The organism is Mycobacteriales bacterium (assembly GCA_035550055.1).
Classification (GTDB): Bacteria; Actinomycetota; Actinomycetes; order JAFAQI01; family JAFAQI01; genus DASZTV01.
Window position 1 is genome coordinate 36,117 of record DASZRO010000109.1, and the last position, 18,430, is coordinate 54,546.

Genomic DNA, 18,430 nt, shown 5'->3' on the forward strand with positions numbered 1-18,430 from the left:
CATTCAGCCTGCCGCATCCCGGGCGGCGATGTCCCGCGCCGCCCCGTCGACCACCTCCTGGATCATGCGCGGTGGCAGCTGGTGATCGAGCCCGGCCTCGATGAGCTGCGCCAGCGAGTACGTCGGGTCCGAGCTCAGCGCCCGATCGAGGGCGATGTTGGCAAGGGTGCCGTCGCCGCTGGCGTAGGCGAACCAGGCGAGCACCGTGCAGATCGCAGCGTCGTGTGGCGGCGGCACGCGGCGTACGACGGTTCGCAGCAGCGAGAGCAGCTCTGCCAGCCGCTGCGGCGAACCGGCCGCGAGCAACAGGTCGTCTCGCGCGCCGATGTCCCCGCACAGGGCGGCGAACAACGCGGCTTCGGCGTCGCGCACCTCGCCGCGCGGGTCCTGGCGGCGTCTGGTGAGGCGGTCGGTGAGCTGGTCGAGCTCGCGGCGGCGGCGATCCGGCGCCATCTCCGCGACCCGGGCCCGTGCTCGTGACATCCGCCGTCGTTGGGCCGGCGAGTCGGCGGTGGGCTCCACGGCTACGGAGGCGACCAGCTCGCTGCGATCGGCGAGCACCGCGCTCCCCGACAACACGAGGGAGGACTCGAGAGCGGTCAGGCCCTCCGTGGTGCCTGCCAGCGGAACCCCGTCGGCAGGGCAGCAGCCCGCGCCGCTACACAGGTAGGACCACAACCGACCGTGATGGATCAGCAGGGCGTCGCTCACCCACAGGTCCGGGTGGTCGAACAGCTCGGCGACCAGCTCGGTGAAGGGCAGCTCACCGGCTGCGAAGCCACAGTCGGTGTAGACGGCGACCAGGACCGCGTCAGCGTCGGCCCTCACTGCCCTGGCCGCGATCTCCTCGACGGCGACGCTGAGCGGCCCGAGGCTGTTGAGGTCGAATCGCAGGGTGAGGCCGAGTGCGGCCTGCCCACCCTGTAGGCAGGCGACCACCAGGCTCTCGGTCGGTTGGTAGCCCAGCAGCATCGGCAGGGCGCGGGCAAGTTCGTGAGGGGTGCGCAGTCGCACGGCAGGTCCGGACATCCCGCGACGGTGCGTCGCACCGATGGCCGATCAGCGTGCTCACCGCCATCCAGTGGACGCGCGTCAGCCGTCCACAGCACAGATCTGCGCTCGGACGTAGCGAAGCAGCCCGGCGCAGCCCGCCTCGACCATCGCCAGCACCCGTTCGAACCCGTCGCCGTTGTCGTAGTACGGATCAGGGACGTCGAGGTCGCCGCCACGGCTCGCCGGATCGAACGACCGCAGGCGCACGATCTTGTCGACGGCCTCCGGCGGCGCGAGCCAGCGCAGCGACTGCAGGTTCTTCCCGTCCATCGCCACGATGAGGTCGCGCTCGGCGAACCAGCCGGTCTGGAACTGGCGCGCGACGTGTCCGAGCTCGTCGTACCCATGGGCGCGCAACGTCGCGATCGTGCGCGGATCGGCGGGTCCGCCGGCGTGCCAGTCGCCGGTGCCGGCGCTGTCCACCGTGATCCGGTCGCCGAGACCCGCCTCCGCCACCTTCGACCGCATGACGACCTCGGCGATCGGCGAACGGCAGATGTTGCCCATGCACACGAAACAGATCCGGTACGGCGCTTGCACTACGCCATTATCTGGCCCGCCCACCCGCCGAGCCGGCCCTCGCCGGCCGGCCCCGGTTGGGGAAGGATGGCGACATGCTCATCGGATTCGGCGCCCCCGTCTCGGGATCGTGGGCGACACCCGCCACCCAGGTCGAGATCGCCCACCGCGCTGAGGAGCTGGGCTACGCCTCACTGTGGACGTTCTCCCGGCTGATCTACTCGGACTGGCCGCCGGAGCAGCGGTTGGCGCCGCCCTACCGCAGCGTCCACGACCCGATCGTCATCGCGGCCTTCTTGGCCGGCGTGACCACCCGCATCCGCCTCGGCCTCGCCGTGGTGAACGCGCCGTTCTACCCGCCGATCGCGCTCGCGAAGGCGCTCACCAGCCTCGACATCGTGTCGGCCGGCCGGCTCGACGCGGGCCTCGGCATCGGCTGGTCGCCCGACGAGTACGAGGCGACGGGCACCGACATGTCGCGGCGTGGCGCCCGGATGGACGAGTACCTCGCCTGCCTCGAGGAGATCTGGACGGGTGACCCGGCGGAGTTCTCCGGCGAGTTCTACCGGGTGCCCCGAGGCTGGGTCGACCCCAAGCCGGTGCAGACCCCGCACCCGCCGGTACTGCTCGGCGGGACTGCGGACAGCGCGCTTCGCCGCGCCGGTGCGCTCGCGGACGGATGGATCTCGTCGAGCCGGGTCGGGCCCGACACACTCCCGCACGCGATCGACCAGGTGCGCGCCGGCGCGTCCGACGCCGGCCGCGACCCGGGAGCGATGCGGATCGTGATTCGCGGTGTTGCCCGGCTGCGTGACGAGCCGGACCCGGCGGCAGGCCCGCTCACCGGACCGATCGACGTGATCCGCGAAGGGCTGGCGCACTACGCCGAGCTCGGCGCCACCGAGGTCTTCCTCGATCTGAACTTCGACGAGCTGATCGGCACCCCCGACGCGGACCCGGCACGATCGGTCGACATCGCCCACCGGATGCTGGAGGAGCTCGCCCCGGCGTAGCGTCGTTGGACAGCGCCGGACCAGCCGGCACCGCTATCGGATGCCGGGAGGTGGACGTGACCGAGCGCACGCCGCGGCTACGGCCGATCGCCCCCGGGACGATCGCCGACAACGTCCGCGCACCCGAAGGGCTCGACGACACCGAGCTGATCGCCCGCCTCTACGACGCGCTGGCGCTGCTGCCGCTCGCCGAGCGCGCCGCGGCGGTCGTGGCCATCGGGTTCGCCGAAGGCCCAGCGGGCGTCGCCGTCGAGCTCGACCTCGACCCGGCGGATGCGGACGCGCTCACCCGCAACGCGTTGCAGCTGCTTCGCGGTGCTCTTGCCGACGTCGACCTCGACGAGCCGGCGTACTTCGGGCGGCTGGAACGACGCAGACATACGAAAACCTCGGAGGGATGACTCCGAGGTCTCCGTAAAGCCCGACTCGCCAGGTCTGCCTCTCGGCAAAGGTTCGCTCGAAGCGACAAAGGTTAGGACCGGGGGCCATGAAACGAGCCGGACGGACACCTTGCGGCGTCCGTGTGCGTAACGTACCGCACGGCTCCTAGCATTCCCGCATGGCGAGATGGAAAGCCTCCGACATTCCCGACCAGTCCGGCAAGGTAGCGGTCGTCACCGGAGCCAACAGCGGACTGGGCTATCACACGGCGCTCGAGCTCGCGCGAAACGGCGCCCGGGTCGTTGTCGCCTCGCGCAGCGACGTGCGCGGCAAGGAGGCGGTCGCTCGCATCGTTGCCGCCGTCCCCGATGCCGACCTCGACCTGCGCGGCCTCGATCTCGCCGACCTCTCGAACATCCGGGCGTTCGCCGACGGGCTGCGCTCGTCGTACCCGACGATCGACCTGCTGATCAACAACGCCGGCGTCATGGCGATCCCGCGAAGCCTCACCGCGGACGGCTTCGAGATGCAGTTCGGGACCAACCATCTCGGTCACTTCGCATTGACCGGCCTGCTGCTGCCGAGCCTGCTCGCCGCGCCCGCGGCGCGGGTCGTGACGGTGAGCAGCACCGCGCACAAGCCAGGGCACATCGACTTCGACGATCTGATGGCCGAGCGGCGCTACCGCAGATGGAACGTGTACTCCAACAGCAAGCTGGCCAACCTGCTGTTCACCTACGAGCTGCAGCGCAAGCTCGTCGCCGCCGGCTCGGCCGCGATCGCGGTCGCGGCGCATCCGGGCACGTCCGCCACGAACCTGGTCACCGTCAGCGCGCAGGACAGCCTGATCAAGCGCATCGTGATGCCGGCGGGGGCGCGGCTGATCAGCCAGTCCGCGGCGAAGGGCGCCCTACCGCAGCTGTACGCCGCTACCGCGCCGGACGTGAAGGGCGGCGAGTACTTCGGCCCGAACGGCATCGCCGAGTCGTTCGGCTATCCGAAACGGGTGGACTCGATCCCGGAGTCCAAGGATCCCGACGTCGCCTCGCGACTGTGGTCGGTGTCGCAAACGCTGACCGGCGTCAGCTACGACTCGTTGCGCGACTGACCCAGCAGGCCCGCCAGCGCGTCACGCGCCGCGGTCGACTCTCGGGCCCGCTCCGCCAACGCGTCAGCGAGCAGCCGGCTCCACTCGGCGAGGTCGACCTCCCGGTTGGCGATGGTGACGCCACGCACTCGGCGAACGACTCTTGCGGTCGGCAGATGCTTCGCCGCCTCGAGCTCGAGCGTGGTCTCACCGAGCAGAATCCGGATGCCGATGACCTTGCCCGGGCGGCCGGCGATCCGGTCCCGCATCGACTGGTCGTGCTCGACCTCGAGCATCTCCGGCGGCAGCGCCTCGGCCAGCGACGTGCTCAGCACCCGCGAGTACACGTCCAGGTCGACCGCGTCCGCGCGTAGCGAGGCGGCGAGCAGGTCGATGTCGTCGGGGGACGTCATCGGTCGGTGAGCGGCAGGACCAGCTGCGGCTGGCCGATCTCGTGGTCCTCGCGCAGCGGCCGAACCGCCGTGCCGATCGCGAAGAACTCCGTCGTGTGGCCGCCCCACTTGTGTGGCAACGACAGGAGCTGGACGCCGACGATGCCCTCGGCCTCGAGCGCTTCGGCCTCGGCCTGCATTCGCGCCATCGCGAGCTCGCGGGCGTCGTACAACGCTTCGGTGAACTGCGGGATCTCGGCATTGCGCCCGTAGTTGCCCATCGCCTTCATCATCCGCTGATGCGCGATGTGGTAGACGCACGAGCCCATGACCATGCCGAGCGGGGCGTACCCGGCTTCGAGCAGCGTCCAGAAGTCTTGGCCCGACAGGTCGGAGGTGAACGGCTTGTCGGTGTTGTTGCGCCAGGTGCCGCCCGTGGCGGGTGGCGCGTCCGCCTTGACGGCGGTGCCGACCGCGATGAACTCCGCCATATCGCTGCCGAAGTCCTTGAACTCGATGTCGAGCCGGACGCCGACGATCCCGTCGGCGCCGAGGAGATCGGCCTCCGCCTCCATCCGGGTCATCGCGAGCTCGCGCGCGTGGTACATCGCCTGCGTCAGCGTCTCCAGCTCCTGGTTCTTGCTCCACTGCCGGAACTGGAACCCGACGTGGTAGATCGAGGAGCCGAGGACCAGGCGGAGCGGCCGAAACCCCGCCTCCCGCACCAGCAGGAACTCGTTGACCGAGAGGTCGGAGGTGAACAGCGAGCCGGTCTTCCCCGGCTTCATGTCCGCGAGGCGGCGCATCGCGTCCTCGGGAACCCCCAGCGCCTTCGGATCGCTCACTGCTTTTCCCTTGGCTTCCTCAGCGGCATCACGGTGATGCTGTCAGTTCGCGCTTGCGTGCCCGCGTGGAACTTCGCCAGGCCGGTGCCGACGATGACCGCTTCGGCCACGTGGTCGTGCTGGCCGCCCGAGCGGCACTCCATCCCCCACACCTGCAAGGACATGCCGCTGACGATGGCGCTGTCGGCGCCGTACTTCGCCACCTTGTTCTCGAGCTGATGACGCGCGTCGGCTCGGGTGTGGAGGACGAGGTCGGTGTAGCCGGGAACCTCGATGTTCTGGTTCGTCCACGGCCGGCTGGCCATGCGCGTTGCGTAGTCGTCATGGCGGATCGCCACGGAGATGCCCCACATCAGCGACACCGGCGCCCAGCCGGCGTGCATGAGCTTCGCGACGTCAGCGCCGGACAGGTCGGTCGAGAACAGGTGTGTGGGGCGCTGCCGTGACCTCGCCCGCACCGCCGTTCCACGCACGACGTACTCCCACGCGGCGCCGTCGCCGAGGCGTTCGCGGGTCACGGTGATCCCGACGATGCCGTCCGCCTCGAGCGCCTGCGCCTCGAGCAACGCCCGATGCAGCGCGGTCTCGTAACCCTTGTAGAGGGCGTTGACGTACGGCGCGAACCCGCGCCACTGCCCGCTCTGCCCGGAGGTCACGGGGGTGGGCGGGATGCCGAAGCCGCCGTACCTGCTGCCGTAGGTGCTGTAGCCGCCCGCCATGCGGCCGTAGTTCGAGACGAACCCGCAACCGCCCCAGCCCGCCCAGCCGAGCTGGTTGACGATCGAGCCCATGACCTCGCCGACCGGGTCGAGACCGGCACTTTGCAACGCCGCGTCGCCGCGGACGCTGAGCAGCGACGACCGCATGTGGCCGGCGGCCGCGCGGTCGATCCGCGCCTGCGCCGCGGGCGGCAGGCCCGTCCCGTCCCAGTCGGCCACCTGGCGACCGTATCGCTGCCGGCTACCGGCCGATCGCGTCCCAGTCGACCGCGACGAGCTGCGGGTTGCCGGGATTGACCTTGACCGGCAACAGGTTGCCCGGGGTCAGCGAGGTCAGCTTGTCGTTGGGCACCGCGTAGACGTTCTGGACCTGGTACGGCGGCCTGCCGTCGATCAGCACGTTGAACATCAGGCCGACCCCGGTGCGCCCCTCCTTCACCACCGGTGCCGGTGGCGGGAAGGTGCCGAGCAGGGTGGCGTGGCCGGCCAGACCGCTGGCCAGGATCTCGGCGTTGCTGACCGTCGGCAAGGTCGGCACGGCGCCCGCCTGCTGCATCCCGGGCGTGGAGCCCGCCACCGCCATTGCGGCCTGGACGAGGTTGTTCAAGTCGGTTCCGCGCTGACCGGTCATCGAGCTCAGGTCGACCGGTTGGCCGTTGAGCATGACCGTCGTCGAGGTCGTCGCTCCCGGCATGCCCGCGACCGGCGGGATGCCCGTCGACTCACCTCGCATCTGGGCGGCGAGCTGCTGCGCCATCTGCTGCGCGGTCTGCTGCCCGGTGGGGAGCTCCTTCCAGTGCACGACGAGCCGCTCCGGCTTGGCCCGGTCGACCGTCACCGGCAGCTCGTCGCCGGGCGACGGCCAGCGACTCGTCGAGGTCATGCCGTGATGGACCACCGGGGTCGGCAGCAGGCCGTCGGCGGACACGACGCCGTCCAAGCGATAGTTGGCGCTGGTCGCGGTCGGGTCCGGCATCGTGATCCCGGTGACCCGCAGGACCCCCTCGGCGGGGTCCTTCATCCGCATCTCCGACAGCTTGCCGATCAAGCCCATGGCCGCATCTCCCCCTCGGTTGGCCGCTGCGCTAGTTGCTCCGGCGCTTAGCCTCTCGGTAACGAGTGGCGGCGTCCAGCGTCACCTTGCGGATCCGCACGGTGGTCGGAGTCACCTCGACGCACTCGTCCTCCCGGCAGAACTCGAGGCACTGCTCGAGACTGAGCACCTTGTGCGGGATCAGCGGCACGAGCACGTCGCCGGAGCTCTGCCGCATGTTGGTGAGCTTCTTCTCCTTCGTCGGGTTGACGTCGATGTCGTCCGATCGGGAGTTCTCGCCGACGATCATTCCTTCGTACACGTCCGTGCCCGGGCCGACGAACATCGTGCCGCGGTCCTGCAGGTTGGCCAGGGCGAAGGCGGTGGTCGATCCTGAGCGGTCGGCGACGAGCGAACCGGTCGGCCGGGTCCGCAGCTCGCCGAACCACGGCTCGTGCCCCTCGTGCACGTGGTGGAGCAGGCCGGTGCCCCGCGTCTCGGTCAGGAACTCGGTACGGAAGCCGATCAAGCCGCGGGCGGGCACGAGGTACTCCATGCGGACCCAGCCGGTCCCGTGGTCGACCATCTGCTCGAGCCGGCCCTTACGCAGCGCCATCAGCTGGATCAGCACGCCCTGGTACTCACTCGGCGAGTCGATGGTGAGCCGCTCGACGGGCTCGTGCAGCCTGCCGTCGATCTCGCGGGCAACGACCTGCGGCTTGCCGACGGTGAGCTCGAACCCTTCTCGTCGCATCAGCTCGACGAGGATCGCGAGTTGCAGCTCGCCTCGTCCCTGCACCTCCCAGGTGTCCGGCCGATCCGTCGGCAGCACCCGGATCGACACGTTGCCGACCAGCTCGGCGTCCAGCCGGTTCTTCACCAGCCGCGCGGTCAGCTTCTTGCCGCTCTGGCCGGCGAGGGGCGAGGTGTTGATGCCGATGGTCATCGAGATGTTCGGCTCGTCGATCGTGATGACCGGCAGCGGGAGCGGGTCGGCGGGGTCCGCGAGCGTCTCGCCGATGGTGATGTCGGGGATCCCGGCGATGGCAACGATGTCGCCCGGGCCCGCGGAGTCGATGGGCACCCGCTCGAGCGCCACGGTGCCGAGAAGCTCGGTGAGGCGCACCTGCTCGATCGAGCCGTCAGCCTTGCACCACGCGACCGACTGCCCCTTCTTCATCTCGCCGTTGTGGATCCGGATGAGGGCCAGCCGGCCGAGATAGGGCGAGGCGTCCAGGTTGGTCACGTGGGCTTGCAGCGGCGCGGTCTCGTCGTAGGTCGGGGCGGGAATCGTGTCGCGCAGCACCTGGAACAGCGGCTCGAGGTCCGGGCTGTCCGGGCTGGCGCCGTCCGCCGGCCGGTTCAGCGACGCCTGGCCGGTCTTCGCCTGGCAGTAGACGATGGGGAAGTCGATCTGGCGCTCGTCAGCGTCGAGGTCGAGGAACAGCTCGTAGGTCTCGTCGACCACCTCGGCGATCCGGGCGTCCGAGCGATCGACCTTGTTGATGATCAGTACGACGGGAAGGTCCGCGGCGAGGGCTTTGCGCAGCACGAACCGGGTCTGCGGAAGCGGGCCTTCGCTGGCGTCGACCAGCAGGGCAACGCCGTCGACCATCGACAGCGCTCGCTCGACCTCACCGCCGAAGTCCGCGTGACCAGGCGTGTCGACGATGTTGATGGTCAGGTCGCCGTGACGGACCGCCGTGTTCTTGGCGAGGATCGTGATGCCCTTCTCACGCTCCAGGTCCATCGAGTCCATGACCCGCTCGTTGACGCTGCCCTCGTCGGCCTGGTGCGCCGAGAAGGCGCCGGACTGCCAGAGCATCGCGTCGACGAGGGTCGTCTTGCCGTGGTCGACGTGCGCGATGATCGCCACGTTCCGGAGGTCGCTGCGTTGTGCCACGACATTCCAGGCTACTGACGACGGCCGTGTCTCAGGTCGCTACGGACGCCGGAGGCACGGACACCTCGGTGAGCCAGCGGTCGATGTCGGCGACTGCGGCCTGGGCGAGGTCGGGCGGCATGGCCGAGTGGGTGATCGAGGCCTTCGCGAGCCGGGCGAGGTCGGCCCGCGAGTAGCCGAGCGCGTCGCGCACGGCGACGTACTGCTCGACCAGTGACGCGCCGAACAGCAGCGGGTCGTCAGCCGCGATCACGACCGGTACGCCGGCGGCCTCCAGTCGGCTGACCGGAAGGTCCGCGGCCTCGGCGAACACGCCCAGCGCCAGGTTGGAGGCCGGACAGACCTCACACGCGATCCCGCGATCAGCCAGCAGCGCCATCACGTCGGCGTCTTCGACCGCTCGCACACCGTGACCGATCCGGACCGGCTCGAGCGCCCGGATGGTCCGCTCGACCGAGTCGGCTCCGAGCAGCTCACCCGCGTGCGGCATCGCGCGAAGCCCACCGTCGCGCGCGATCCGAAACGCCTTCGCGAAGGTCTCCGGCGACCCCTGCCGCTCGTCGTTGGACAGGCCGAACCCGATCACGCCGTCCGCCGCGAAGCGGACAGCGAGGCGGGCGAGCGTCTCGGCCTCCCACGGCGGCCGGGTCCGGTTGCCCGCGACGATGAGGCGTACGCCGACACCACTGGCCGCTTGCGCCGCGGCTGCCGCGGCGCAGAACACCTCCATCGCGGTGACGAGGTCGCCGAGTCGCGCGGCGTAGCCGGTCGGCGTGATCTGTAGCTCGAGCCAGCGCGAGCCGTTGGCGGCCTCGTCCTCGGCGATCTCGCGGATCAGCCGCTCGATGTCGGCCGGGCTGCGCAGCACGCCGCGGGCGAGGTCGTACAGCCGTTGGAACCGCGGCCAGCCGAGCAGCCGCCAGTCGTCGGAGACCTCGTCGACCAAGCGTTCCGGGAGGCGGATGCCGTATCGCTCGGCGAGGTCGATGAGGGTGGTGTGGCGCATGCCGCCGGTCAGGTGCAGATGCAGGTGCGCCTTCGGCAGCGCGACCAGGTCCGCCTCCGTCATCGCCCGACCATAAGGTGACGGGATGCGGATCGCGACGTGGAACGTGAACTCCGTCGGCGCCCGGCTGCCGCGGCTCAACGAGTGGCTCGAGCTCGCCCAGCCGGACGTCTTGTGCCTTCAGGAGATCAAGTGCGCCAGCGACGCGTTCCCGGGCGAGCGGGCCCAGGAGCTCGGTTACGAAGTCGCTGCGCATGGCGAGGGGCGCTGGAACGGCGTCGCGATCCTGTCCCGGGTCGGCCTCGACGACGTCACCCGCGACTTCCCCGGCCAGCCGGCGTACGCCCCACCGCCCGACGAGGACGACCCGGCGCTGATCGGCACCCCGCCGAAGGTGGAGGCGCGCGCGGTCGGCGCGACGTGCGACGGCGTGCGGGTGTGGTCGCTGTACGTCCCCAACGGGCGGACGCTGGAGAGCCCTCACTATGCCTACAAGCTCGAATGGCTCGCCTCGCTGCGCACCGCGGTCAGCGCGGAGATCGCTGCGAACGACCGCTTCGTGATCACCGGCGACTTCAACATCATCCCGACCGACGACGACGTGTGGGACATCACCAAGTTCGCCGACTCCACCCACGTCACGAAGCCGGAGCGCGACGCGTTGCAGGCGCTGCGAGACCTGGGCCTGCACGACGTCGTCCCGCGTGCGATGAAGTACGACACGCCCTACACCTACTGGGACTACCGCGCCGGGATGTTCCACAAGAACCAGGGCATGCGCATCGACTTGTTCTACGCGACGGCTGCGCTCGCCGGCGAGGTCAAGGACGCGTACGTCGATCGCGACGCGCGCAAAGGCACCGGCCCGTCAGACCACGCGCCGGTCGTCGTCGACCTCGGCTGAGCGCCGCATCCGGCTGATGACGCCGCCGAAGATCGCGACGCCTGCCACGATGAGCGCCGCCGGTACGACGAGCAGCCAGTGCAGGTGCACGCTCGTCGTGTGCGTCAGCAGGTAGCTGCCGGCGACGCACAGGAAGCCGACTCCGGACACGAGGGACCACGGGTCGAGCTCATGCGAGCGCATCACGTACCTCCAGATCGCCGAAACCGTCTTGCAGTTGCAGGGTCAAGGTGCCGTCGTGAGCCGTCGGTGAGGCTGAGACGTGCTCGTCGAGCCCGGTGCCGTCCTGCTCGTGCCCGAACAGGTAGACGCGGCCGGCGCCGACCTTCGCCTCGACGACCACGCCCATCCCTCGCGGCACCGTCACGATGAGCCGGCCGGCGCCGAGGCGTGCGTCGACGGTGGCCGAGGTCGTGGGGTCGAGTCGGGTGAGGTCGAGGTCGGCCTTTCCGGCGCCGAGGACGTACGACGACGCCAGGTCGCCCGACACCGGCGCCCAGTCGCGGGTGCCCGCACTCCAGGTGAGGTTGCGAGGCAGGGCGTTCGCGATCCCGAGCATCGCCACGAGCAGCAGACCGATCGGGATCATCGCCCGCGCCCGGCCGACGAAGGCGCCGATGACCAGGCCCAACCCGGCAACGGCGACACACACCGCGAGCACGTCGGCGGGCTGCGGATGCGCAGCCCCCGAGCTTGCGACGAGAGCGAGTACGCCGACGGCGAGGACGACCGCGGCGAACGTCAGCCACCCGAGCCACGCCCGCTCGCGAGGCCGGATCGGGGCGCTGGGTGCGGCCACCCACTCGACCGGCGGGGTTGCGGACGCCGTCATGGTGGGCGCTGACGGCGCCGGCGCGGCCTGCCGCGGCGGGAACAGTCCGTGACCGTGCTGGCGCCCGATCAGCTCGGTCAGCAGCAGAGCCGCGATGACCGCGACGGCGGCCGCGCCGTACTCGTGGCCGAAGATGTGCGCCGTCGCCAGGAAGATCACGACACAGACCGCGATCAGCGCCAGGAGGATTACTTGGCGGAGGTCGACCCGCCCGCCTGTCGTGAACCAGCGTTCGAGCCGCGTCTCGGGCGAGGCCTCGTCGGGGATGAGGGCCCAGGCGACGACGTAGATGATCACACCCGCGCCCCCGAAGACGGTCAGCGCGGCGAGCACGATCCGGAAGATGACGGGATCGATGTCGAAGTAGCGAGCCGCCCCTTGGCAGACGCCGGCGACGACTCTCCCGTCGTGGGCGCGGGTGAGCCTTCGCCGCTCGCCCGCGGGCATGTCAGCTGTGGTCATGTCCTCGATCGTGCTGCGGCCGGGTCGGCGTGCCATCAGGGATCAACCCTGAGATCGACCCTGAACTTGCCCGCTGCCCGGTTGGCAGCGCCCAGCCCGTGTGACGATCTGGGTATGGGCGCGTCGGAACCGGTGGCGCCGGTGCGACGGCTGTACCGGCAACGCAGCGGGCGGCTGGTCGCCGGAGTCGCCACCGGGCTGTCGGACCACCTCGGCGTCTCGGTCCTCTTCCTGCGGATCGGCTTCGTCGTCTCCATCGTCCTCGGTGGGCTCGGCGTCCTGCTCTACGCCGCATTCTGGGTCGTGGTGCCCGAGGCGGTCGAGGACGGCGGGCGTCCCGACCCGCAGGACTCCTCGCTTCAGCTGCTCGGATTCGCGGCTCTCGGCGCCGCCGTACTGCTGGTCGGGCAGCTGTTCGGCATCGGCGCCGAGCTGTTGTGGCCGGCGGCGGCCACCGTCACCGGCGCGGCCATCCTGTGGCGCCAGGCCGACGAGGCCAGCCGCAACCGCTGGCGAAGCGTCGCCGACCGGCAGCGCGCGGTCCTGTCCGGCGCCCGCGGGCGAACTGCGCTCCGCTACCTCGCCGGCGGCGGCCTCGTCCTGGCGGGAATGGGCTCGTTCCTGGCCACGCAGAACGCCTTCCCGGTGGCTCGCCGGGCGGCGCTCCCGGTCGTCGTCGTCACCCTCGGCCTGCTCCTGGTGCTCGGTCCGTGGTTGCTGCGCTACTGGCGCGAGGCCGCCGAGGAGCGGACCGCGCGCATCCGCGAGCACGAGCGGGTCGAGCTGGCCGGTCGGGTGCACGACTCGATGCTCCAGACGCTCACGTTGATCAACCGGCGCGCGGACGACCCGGAGCAGGTACGCCGTCTGGTCCGGCACTCCGAACGCGAGCTGCGCGGCTGGCTCTATCGCCCGCAGCCGGCCGCCGCATCGTTCCAAGCGTTGGTCAGCGCCGCGTGCGCCGAGGTGGAGGACGAGTACGACGTGGTCATCGACGTCGTCGCGGTCGGCGACCTGGCCGCCGGCACGACCACCGAGCCGATCCTGGCCGCGATGCGGGAAGCGGTCGTCAACGCCGCGAAGCATTCCGGTGAACGCACGATCTCGGTCTACGCCGAGGTCGGCGAGCAGGACGTCACCGTCTACGTACGCGACCGCGGCAAGGGCTTCAACGTGAAGGCTGTGCCGGCCGACCGGTTCGGCGTACGCGAGTCGGTCGTGCACCGCATGGAACGCCACGGCGGATCAGCGACCATCCGCTCGACTCCCAAGTCCGGCACCGAGGTGCAGCTGCGCCTGCCCCTACCGTCGAAGGCTGCGATCTAGTGCCGCGGCCTCGCGTCGTGCTGGTCGACGACCACTCGCTGGTCCGCTCCGGGGTCCGCTCCGAGCTCGGCGACCGGCTCGACGTCGTCGGTGAGGCGGCGGACATCGCCGAGGCGATCGAGTGCATCCGCCGGACCGATCCCGACGTCGTCCTGCTGGATGTGCACCTGCCCAGCGGCACGGGCGATCACGTGATCAGCGCGGTGCACGCCGACCACCCGAAGCCGAGGTTCCTCGCGCTGTCGGTCTCCGACTCCCCTGACGACGTGATCCGGGTGATCCGGGCCGGAGCTCGCGGGTATGTCACCAAGAGCATCAGCGGCGACGACCTCGCCGCCGCGGTCGAGCGGGTCGCGGCCGGCGACGCCGTGTTCTCACCTCGGCTGGCCGGGTTCGTGCTCGACGCCTTCGCGGCGGGTGCGCCCGCGGCACCGGATCCGGAAGAGCTCAACGTGTTGACGCCGCGCGAGCGCGACGTGCTGCGGCTGATCGCGCGCGGCTACTCCTACCGCGAGGCGGCCGAGGAGCTGTTCTTGTCCGTGAAGACGATCGAGACCCACGTGTCCGCGGTCTTGCGCAAGCTGCAGCTGTCCAACCGCCGCGAGCTGGCACGTTGGGCGAACGATCGCAGGCTGCTGCCCTAGCCGGGCGAGCTGCCGCTAGTGCAGATGCTCCTCGAAGTACGCGTATGCCCGACGCCAACCGTCGGTGTGAGCGCTGTCGACGTAGCGAAGTCCGGGCACGTGTTCGGCGAGGGCCCAGGCGCCGGTGTGCTTGACCATGAAGCCGTGCCCGGCCTCGGCGTACTCCTTGACGTCGTGTTCGACCCCGCAGGCGACCAGCGCCTTCTCGAGCCTCGCGGCGGCACCGCGATACATCCAGTCCTGCTTGCCGTACGACGCGACCACCGGGCAGGCGCCTGACAGCACTGCTTCGGCGTTTCGCGGGACCTGGCCGTAGTTCGGTGCGGCGACGTCGAATCCGCGACTCGCCGCGAGGATCGCGAAGCCGCCACCCATGCAGAACCCGATGATCCCGACCTTGCCCGTGCAGTCGTCGCGGGCGAGCAGGAACTGGCGCGCCGCGTCGATGTCCTCGAGGGCCCTACCGCCGCTGCCGCGCAGCAGGGTGCACATCGTCGCGAGCAGGCACTGCGGCGCGAAGCCGTAGGAGTAGAGGTCGGGGGCGAACGCGAGGTAGCCATGAGCGGCGACGGCGTCCGCCGTACGCCGGATGTCGTCGGTCAACCCGTACGCCTCGTGGATGAGCACGATGCCGGGTCGCGGTTCGGCTCCCTCGGGTGTCGCCAGGTACCCGCGAAGCCGTCCGTTGGGGGTGTCGTAGTGCGTGTCCGCCATCGCCGGCCGTTCAGGCCATCGGCTGCGGCGCGGTCGACAGCGCTTCCTCGAGGTGGGTCGTGTCGTTGAAGCGGCGTACGGTCCACTCCTCGCCAAGCACGACGATCTCGGAGATCGACCCGTTGTCCGCGCCGATCATTCCGAACGGTCGGCAGCCGGTCGCGATGGACATCGTCATGCCGATCACACCACCGTGTACGAAGGCGGCGACGCGCTGGTTCGGATGCGCGGCGTGGATGCGGCCGAAGCCCGCGCGCAGCCGCGCGGCGAACTCGCTGTTCGACTCGGCGCCGGGAATCGCGTCCCAGCGCTGTTCGGTGAACATCTGGATCGCGATCGGGTCGTGGGCCGCGGTCAGCTTGCGGAACTTCCAGCCCTCCCACTCCCCGAGGCCGACCTCGTGGATGTCGGGATCCACCTTCGGCTCGATGCCGAGCTTCGCGGCGAGGGGCGCGGCGGTCTGCTGGGTGCGCTGCAGCTTGCTCACGTAGATCGCGTCGAGCGGCTCGTGCTGGAGCCGCTCGGCCACCTTCAGCGCTTGACCCTCGCCGACCGGGTCCAGCGGGGGGTCGGTGTGCCCGTCGCACATCGGGCCCTCGACGCCCTCGACGGCCGGCGCGGACTCGCCGTGGCGGACCAGCAGGATCACGGTGCCGCCGGGCGGCGGGGCGTATCGGTACTGGCGGTATTGCGGAGCGTCGGCCTCGGTCACCCTGTCACGGTATGCGGACGACTGTGGCGGATCGTCACCGCCGTCCGGGGCAACCACCGCTGTTCGCCGAACCTTCACGTTTCAACGTCAGATCTGCCCGCGCCACCTTGATTCGTGCAGGTTTGGTGCAGGTCGACCGCGTACCGCAGTTCCGTGAGCACCGCATCGCCACGATCGTCTGCCTTCATGGCTCCGTCGGCCCGCCAGCCGCCCGAATGCCGACCGGCGCCGCCACGCGCCGACCGTACGCCAAGTCGACTCGAGGGGCACCCCGGTTTGTTGAGCGCGACCGGCAGCGGGCTACTCCGGTGTCTCCACGCTTCGCCGGTGCGGCTGACTGTGGCGGATCGTCACCGCCATCCGCGCCCCGACGGCGCGCGCGGTCTTGGGCACCGTGTGCTCCCACTCCTGCTGGCAGGCGCCGCCCATCACGACGAGATCCCCGGCGCCCGGCGCCAGCTCGTGGGCGATCCGGCTGCTGCCGCGCCGACGCAGCAGGAAGCGCCGCCGCGCGCCGAGCGAGACCGTCGCGACCATCGGTTCGTCCATCACCAGCCGGTTGCGGTCGCCGTGCCACGCGACGCTGTCACGACCGTCGCGGTAGAGGTTGACCCACACGCTGTCGAAACCCACGTCGTACCGCTGCGAGAGCAGCCGGCAGATCTCGGCGAGCAGCGGCGGCACGTGCGCGGCGTCGGTGGACCAGCCGGCGGTCAGTCGCGGCTCGAGCACCTGCTTGTCCCACATCGTGACCGTCCGCTGCTGCCAGCGCGCCTCACGAGCGAGGACCTCGAACACCGAGTCGGAGCCGGCCAGCCACCCGGGGCAGTAGTCCACCCACGATCGGGCGTCGAGCTCGATCCGGCGCAACCCGTCGTACGACACGTCGATCCGCGGCTCACCCCCGTCGAGCAGTGACGGCTGCCACGCGACGTCCGGCGTCATGACAATCACTAGGCGACGAGCCCGGTGACGCGGGCCTCGTCGTAATGGCGGTCACACCACTGCCGGAACGTCTCACCGAACGCGTCGAGCAGATCGACGGCACGCGCCATCTCCTCGTACTCGGCATCAGTGAGCGCAGGTGGCGCCGGCAACGGCTCGTCAGGATCGGGCGGATCCGGATCGGCGAACAGCGGCAGCCCGTCGGCGATCTCCTCGGGAGGTTCCGGCTCGACCACCAACGGCTCCGGAACCGGGAACCAGGTCGGATGCTTCGTGTAGCGATGACCGAGGAAGCTGATCCAGGTTTCCGTCCCGTCCGGGTTGACGTCGACGTGCCAGAGCTTCTTGGTCTTCAGGTCGTGGTGCAGCTTGCACTTCGGGCCGAGGTTGTCGCGGTCGGTCCGCCCCGGATCGGTACGCCGGTCGTACTCGCGGCGGTGATCGATCTCGCAGTCGATCGACGGACGCGAACACCCGGGCATCCCGCAGGTCGGCTTGTCCGCGACGATCAGGCGGCGGAGAGCGGCCGACGGCCGGTAGGAGCGGCGACCGAGGTCGAGGGTGTCGCCGGTGAGCGGGTCGAACACCAGCCGGCGCAGCATCGTGTCCGCGGCGATCCGCCGCGCTGTCTGCGCCGTGATCGGTCCGTACCCGACGAGCTCACCCGGGCGGTCGTCCTGCCCGAGCATCGTCGTGAGATCGACCCGCACGTGAGTCTCACCGCGGGGCACGGGCCGTCCGTCGGCGATGCCCGCTCCCGGCTCGTTCAAGACCAGGTCGGCCAGAGCGTGGAATCGGCGGACGCCGACGTTGCGGTCGTCACCCGCGCGAGCCATCGCCTCCGCCAACTCGTCGACCGCGTCCGCCATCCGGCGAGCGAGAACGGCGTCTCCGGTCGCGACCAAGGTCGCGGTCTCGTCCGGGAGCGGATAGAACCGCACGTCGGCGCAGTCCTTTGCTGCCGCGGCCCGGTCCACAGCGCCATCCGGGTCCATCGCGATCACGAGCCGGCGGGCGGCGCGCGCGGTCTCGCCGGGTGTCCAGCCACGCTCCACCGCCAGGGCGACCACCTGGCAATCGACGGCCTCGGCCACTCGCGGTGAGCAGTTGGTCGTCGCCTTCTCTACCGCCTTGACGTGCGCGAGTGAGATCTCGCCGCGCGCCATCGCCTCCCACGACGCAGGCAGGCACTCCGCGATCCGCTCGACGAGCGCCACCTGCGACATCGCGGTCGGGTAGGCGACGTGTGTCTCGCAGGCCAGCTCCTGAGCGGTCAGCATCAGACCTTCATGGCGGGGGTCGAGATTCAGCGCGCCTCGAATCCCGTGAAGCGCCTCGTACGTCGGAACCATCTGCTGCGCGCTCACCCAAGCAGCGACCTTGGCCCACAGCGCCGCCACCGTCACCGCGGTCTCGGCGGTCATCGGTTCGGTGTTGAGCCGGCTCAGCTCGGCGACGAGCGCAGGCCCCACCTTCATGCTCGCGGCGACCTCGACCCGCTCCGCAGTCTTGCGGTGGAGCCGGTTGAGCTGCGCCTGCATGTATCGAACATACGTTCGATCATGGGTCAGGTCAAGAGCAAAAGCGCTTTATTTTCAACGATTTTCTTCCACAGGCTTCGCGCCCCCGCACCATCCCTTCGACGGCTACGAACGCGGCGGCGAGTCGCCGTACGTCGTCTGCAGACCGCCGGACTGGATGTAGCGGCCGCCGGCAGCGACGCCCACCGGCGCGATCGCGTCGAGCCGGGCCAAGTCTTCCGCCGCGAGCGTGACGTCGCAGGCGCCGACGTTCTCTTCGAGGTAAGCGCGGCGTTTGGTGCCGGGGATCGGTACGACGTCCTCGCCCTGCGCCATCACCCAGGCGAGCGCGAGCTGCCCCGGCGTACAGCCCTTGTCGGCGGCCATCGAGCGCACCGCATCGACGAGCTCGAGGTTCTT

21 protein-coding genes are annotated in these 18,430 nt (G+C 70.3%); 6 read left to right on the top strand and 15 right to left on the bottom strand.

The genetic code is table 11. The features are described 5' to 3' along the window. Nucleotides 1–3 precede the first annotated feature (3 nt). Nucleotides 4–1,029, bottom strand: a complete 1,026-nt coding sequence (locus VG899_15915) for a DUF4192 domain-containing protein (GenBank protein ID HWA67849.1) — start codon at nucleotides 1,027–1,029, stop codon at nucleotides 4–6. A gap of 63 nt (nucleotides 1,030–1,092) precedes the next feature. Further along, a complete protein-coding gene (locus tag VG899_15920) occupies nucleotides 1,093–1,593 on the bottom strand; it encodes a low molecular weight protein-tyrosine-phosphatase (protein HWA67850.1) in 501 nt (166 codons plus the stop codon). A gap of 74 nt (nucleotides 1,594–1,667) precedes the next feature. Between VG899_15920 and VG899_15925 the strand changes: the two genes are divergently transcribed. The 3 genes from VG899_15925 (at nucleotide 1,668) to VG899_15935 (ending at nucleotide 4,074) form a co-directional block, all read left to right on the top strand. After that, entirely contained in the window at nucleotides 1,668–2,585 is a 918-nt protein-coding gene (locus VG899_15925; GenBank protein HWA67851.1) for a TIGR03619 family F420-dependent LLM class oxidoreductase, read from the top strand. A gap of 56 nt (nucleotides 2,586–2,641) precedes the next feature. After that, nucleotides 2,642–2,986, top strand: a complete 345-nt coding sequence (locus VG899_15930) for a hypothetical protein (GenBank protein ID HWA67852.1) — start codon at nucleotides 2,642–2,644, stop codon at nucleotides 2,984–2,986. 158 nt (nucleotides 2,987–3,144) lie between these two features. After that, a complete protein-coding gene (locus VG899_15935) occupies nucleotides 3,145–4,074 on the top strand; it encodes an oxidoreductase (GenBank protein HWA67853.1) in 930 nt (309 codons plus the stop codon). Here the strand turns inward: VG899_15935 and VG899_15940 are convergent. From VG899_15940 to add, 6 genes are read right to left on the bottom strand one after another with little or no spacing between them, the layout of a single operon-like run. Further along, nucleotides 4,053–4,466 (bottom strand): hypothetical protein, encoded by a 414-nt coding sequence (locus VG899_15940; GenBank protein ID HWA67854.1) that lies wholly within the window; start codon nucleotides 4,464–4,466, stop codon nucleotides 4,053–4,055. The genes VG899_15935 and VG899_15940 overlap by 22 nt on opposite strands. Beyond that, a complete protein-coding gene (locus VG899_15945; protein HWA67855.1) occupies nucleotides 4,463–5,251 on the bottom strand; it encodes a heavy metal-binding domain-containing protein in 789 nt (262 codons plus the stop codon). Before VG899_15945 ends, VG899_15940 begins: the two co-directional genes overlap by 4 nt. A 35-nt stretch (nucleotides 5,252–5,286) precedes the next feature. After that, nucleotides 5,287–6,228 (bottom strand): heavy metal-binding domain-containing protein, encoded by a 942-nt coding sequence (locus VG899_15950; protein HWA67856.1) that lies wholly within the window; start codon nucleotides 6,226–6,228, stop codon nucleotides 5,287–5,289. A gap of 22 nt (nucleotides 6,229–6,250) precedes the next feature. Then, nucleotides 6,251–7,063 carry a hypothetical protein gene (locus VG899_15955; GenBank protein ID HWA67857.1) on the bottom strand — a complete coding sequence of 271 codons (813 nt, stop codon included), beginning with the start codon at nucleotides 7,061–7,063 and terminating at the stop codon, nucleotides 6,251–6,253. A gap of 31 nt (nucleotides 7,064–7,094) precedes the next feature. Next, the gene (gene typA, locus VG899_15960; GenBank protein ID HWA67858.1) at nucleotides 7,095–8,945 is read right to left on the bottom strand and encodes a translational GTPase TypA; all 1,851 of its coding nucleotides are present in this window, start codon (nucleotides 8,943–8,945) and stop codon (nucleotides 7,095–7,097) included. A gap of 31 nt (nucleotides 8,946–8,976) precedes the next feature. Beyond that, the gene (gene add, locus VG899_15965) at nucleotides 8,977–10,014 is read right to left on the bottom strand and encodes an adenosine deaminase (GenBank protein HWA67859.1); all 1,038 of its coding nucleotides are present in this window, start codon (nucleotides 10,012–10,014) and stop codon (nucleotides 8,977–8,979) included. Between the two features lie 22 nt (nucleotides 10,015–10,036). Here add and VG899_15970 point away from each other — a divergent pair, with 22 nt between their 5' ends. After that, nucleotides 10,037–10,855 carry an exodeoxyribonuclease III gene (locus VG899_15970; protein HWA67860.1) on the top strand — a complete coding sequence of 273 codons (819 nt, stop codon included), beginning with the start codon at nucleotides 10,037–10,039 and terminating at the stop codon, nucleotides 10,853–10,855. Here VG899_15970 and VG899_15975 read toward each other — a convergent pair. After that, nucleotides 10,820–11,038, bottom strand: coding sequence for a hypothetical protein (locus tag VG899_15975; GenBank protein HWA67861.1), 219 nt, complete (start codon nucleotides 11,036–11,038; stop codon nucleotides 10,820–10,822). The two genes, VG899_15970 and VG899_15975, sit on opposite strands and share 36 nt — an antisense overlap. Further along, nucleotides 11,025–12,149, bottom strand: a complete 1,125-nt coding sequence (locus tag VG899_15980) for a PspC domain-containing protein (protein ID HWA67862.1) — start codon at nucleotides 12,147–12,149, stop codon at nucleotides 11,025–11,027. The genes VG899_15975 and VG899_15980 overlap by 14 nt, the downstream gene beginning before the upstream one ends. Nucleotides 12,150–12,263: 114 nt before the next feature. Here VG899_15980 and VG899_15985 point away from each other — a divergent pair, with 114 nt between their 5' ends. Together VG899_15985 and VG899_15990 are read left to right on the top strand one after the other, a co-directional pair. Then, complete coding sequence (locus VG899_15985; protein ID HWA67863.1) at nucleotides 12,264–13,475, top strand: PspC domain-containing protein; 1,212 nt, start codon at nucleotides 12,264–12,266, stop codon at nucleotides 13,473–13,475. Beyond that, a complete protein-coding gene (locus tag VG899_15990; protein ID HWA67864.1) occupies nucleotides 13,475–14,119 on the top strand; it encodes a response regulator transcription factor in 645 nt (214 codons plus the stop codon). Before VG899_15985 ends, VG899_15990 begins: the two co-directional genes overlap by 1 nt. 15 nt (nucleotides 14,120–14,134) lie before the next feature. Here VG899_15990 and VG899_15995 read toward each other — a convergent pair whose 3' ends face one another. From VG899_15995 to VG899_16015, 5 genes are all read right to left on the bottom strand, one after another. Next, complete coding sequence (locus VG899_15995) at nucleotides 14,135–14,833, bottom strand: dienelactone hydrolase family protein (GenBank protein HWA67865.1); 699 nt, start codon at nucleotides 14,831–14,833, stop codon at nucleotides 14,135–14,137. Between the two features lie 10 nt (nucleotides 14,834–14,843). Continuing rightward, nucleotides 14,844–15,545 (bottom strand): histidine phosphatase family protein, encoded by a 702-nt coding sequence (locus VG899_16000; GenBank protein ID HWA67866.1) that lies wholly within the window; start codon nucleotides 15,543–15,545, stop codon nucleotides 14,844–14,846. A gap of 300 nt (nucleotides 15,546–15,845) precedes the next feature. Then, nucleotides 15,846–16,490: an alpha-ketoglutarate-dependent dioxygenase AlkB gene (locus tag VG899_16005; GenBank protein ID HWA67867.1), complete on the bottom strand. Its 645-nt coding sequence runs from the start codon at nucleotides 16,488–16,490 to the stop codon at nucleotides 15,846–15,848. A gap of 8 nt (nucleotides 16,491–16,498) precedes the next feature. After that, complete coding sequence (locus VG899_16010) at nucleotides 16,499–18,031, bottom strand: DUF222 domain-containing protein (GenBank protein ID HWA67868.1); 1,533 nt, start codon at nucleotides 18,029–18,031, stop codon at nucleotides 16,499–16,501. 105 nt (nucleotides 18,032–18,136) lie between these two features. Further along, nucleotides 18,137–18,430, bottom strand: a 294-nt coding sequence (locus VG899_16015) for an aldo/keto reductase (GenBank protein ID HWA67869.1), incomplete at its 5' end; no start/stop codon positions are given.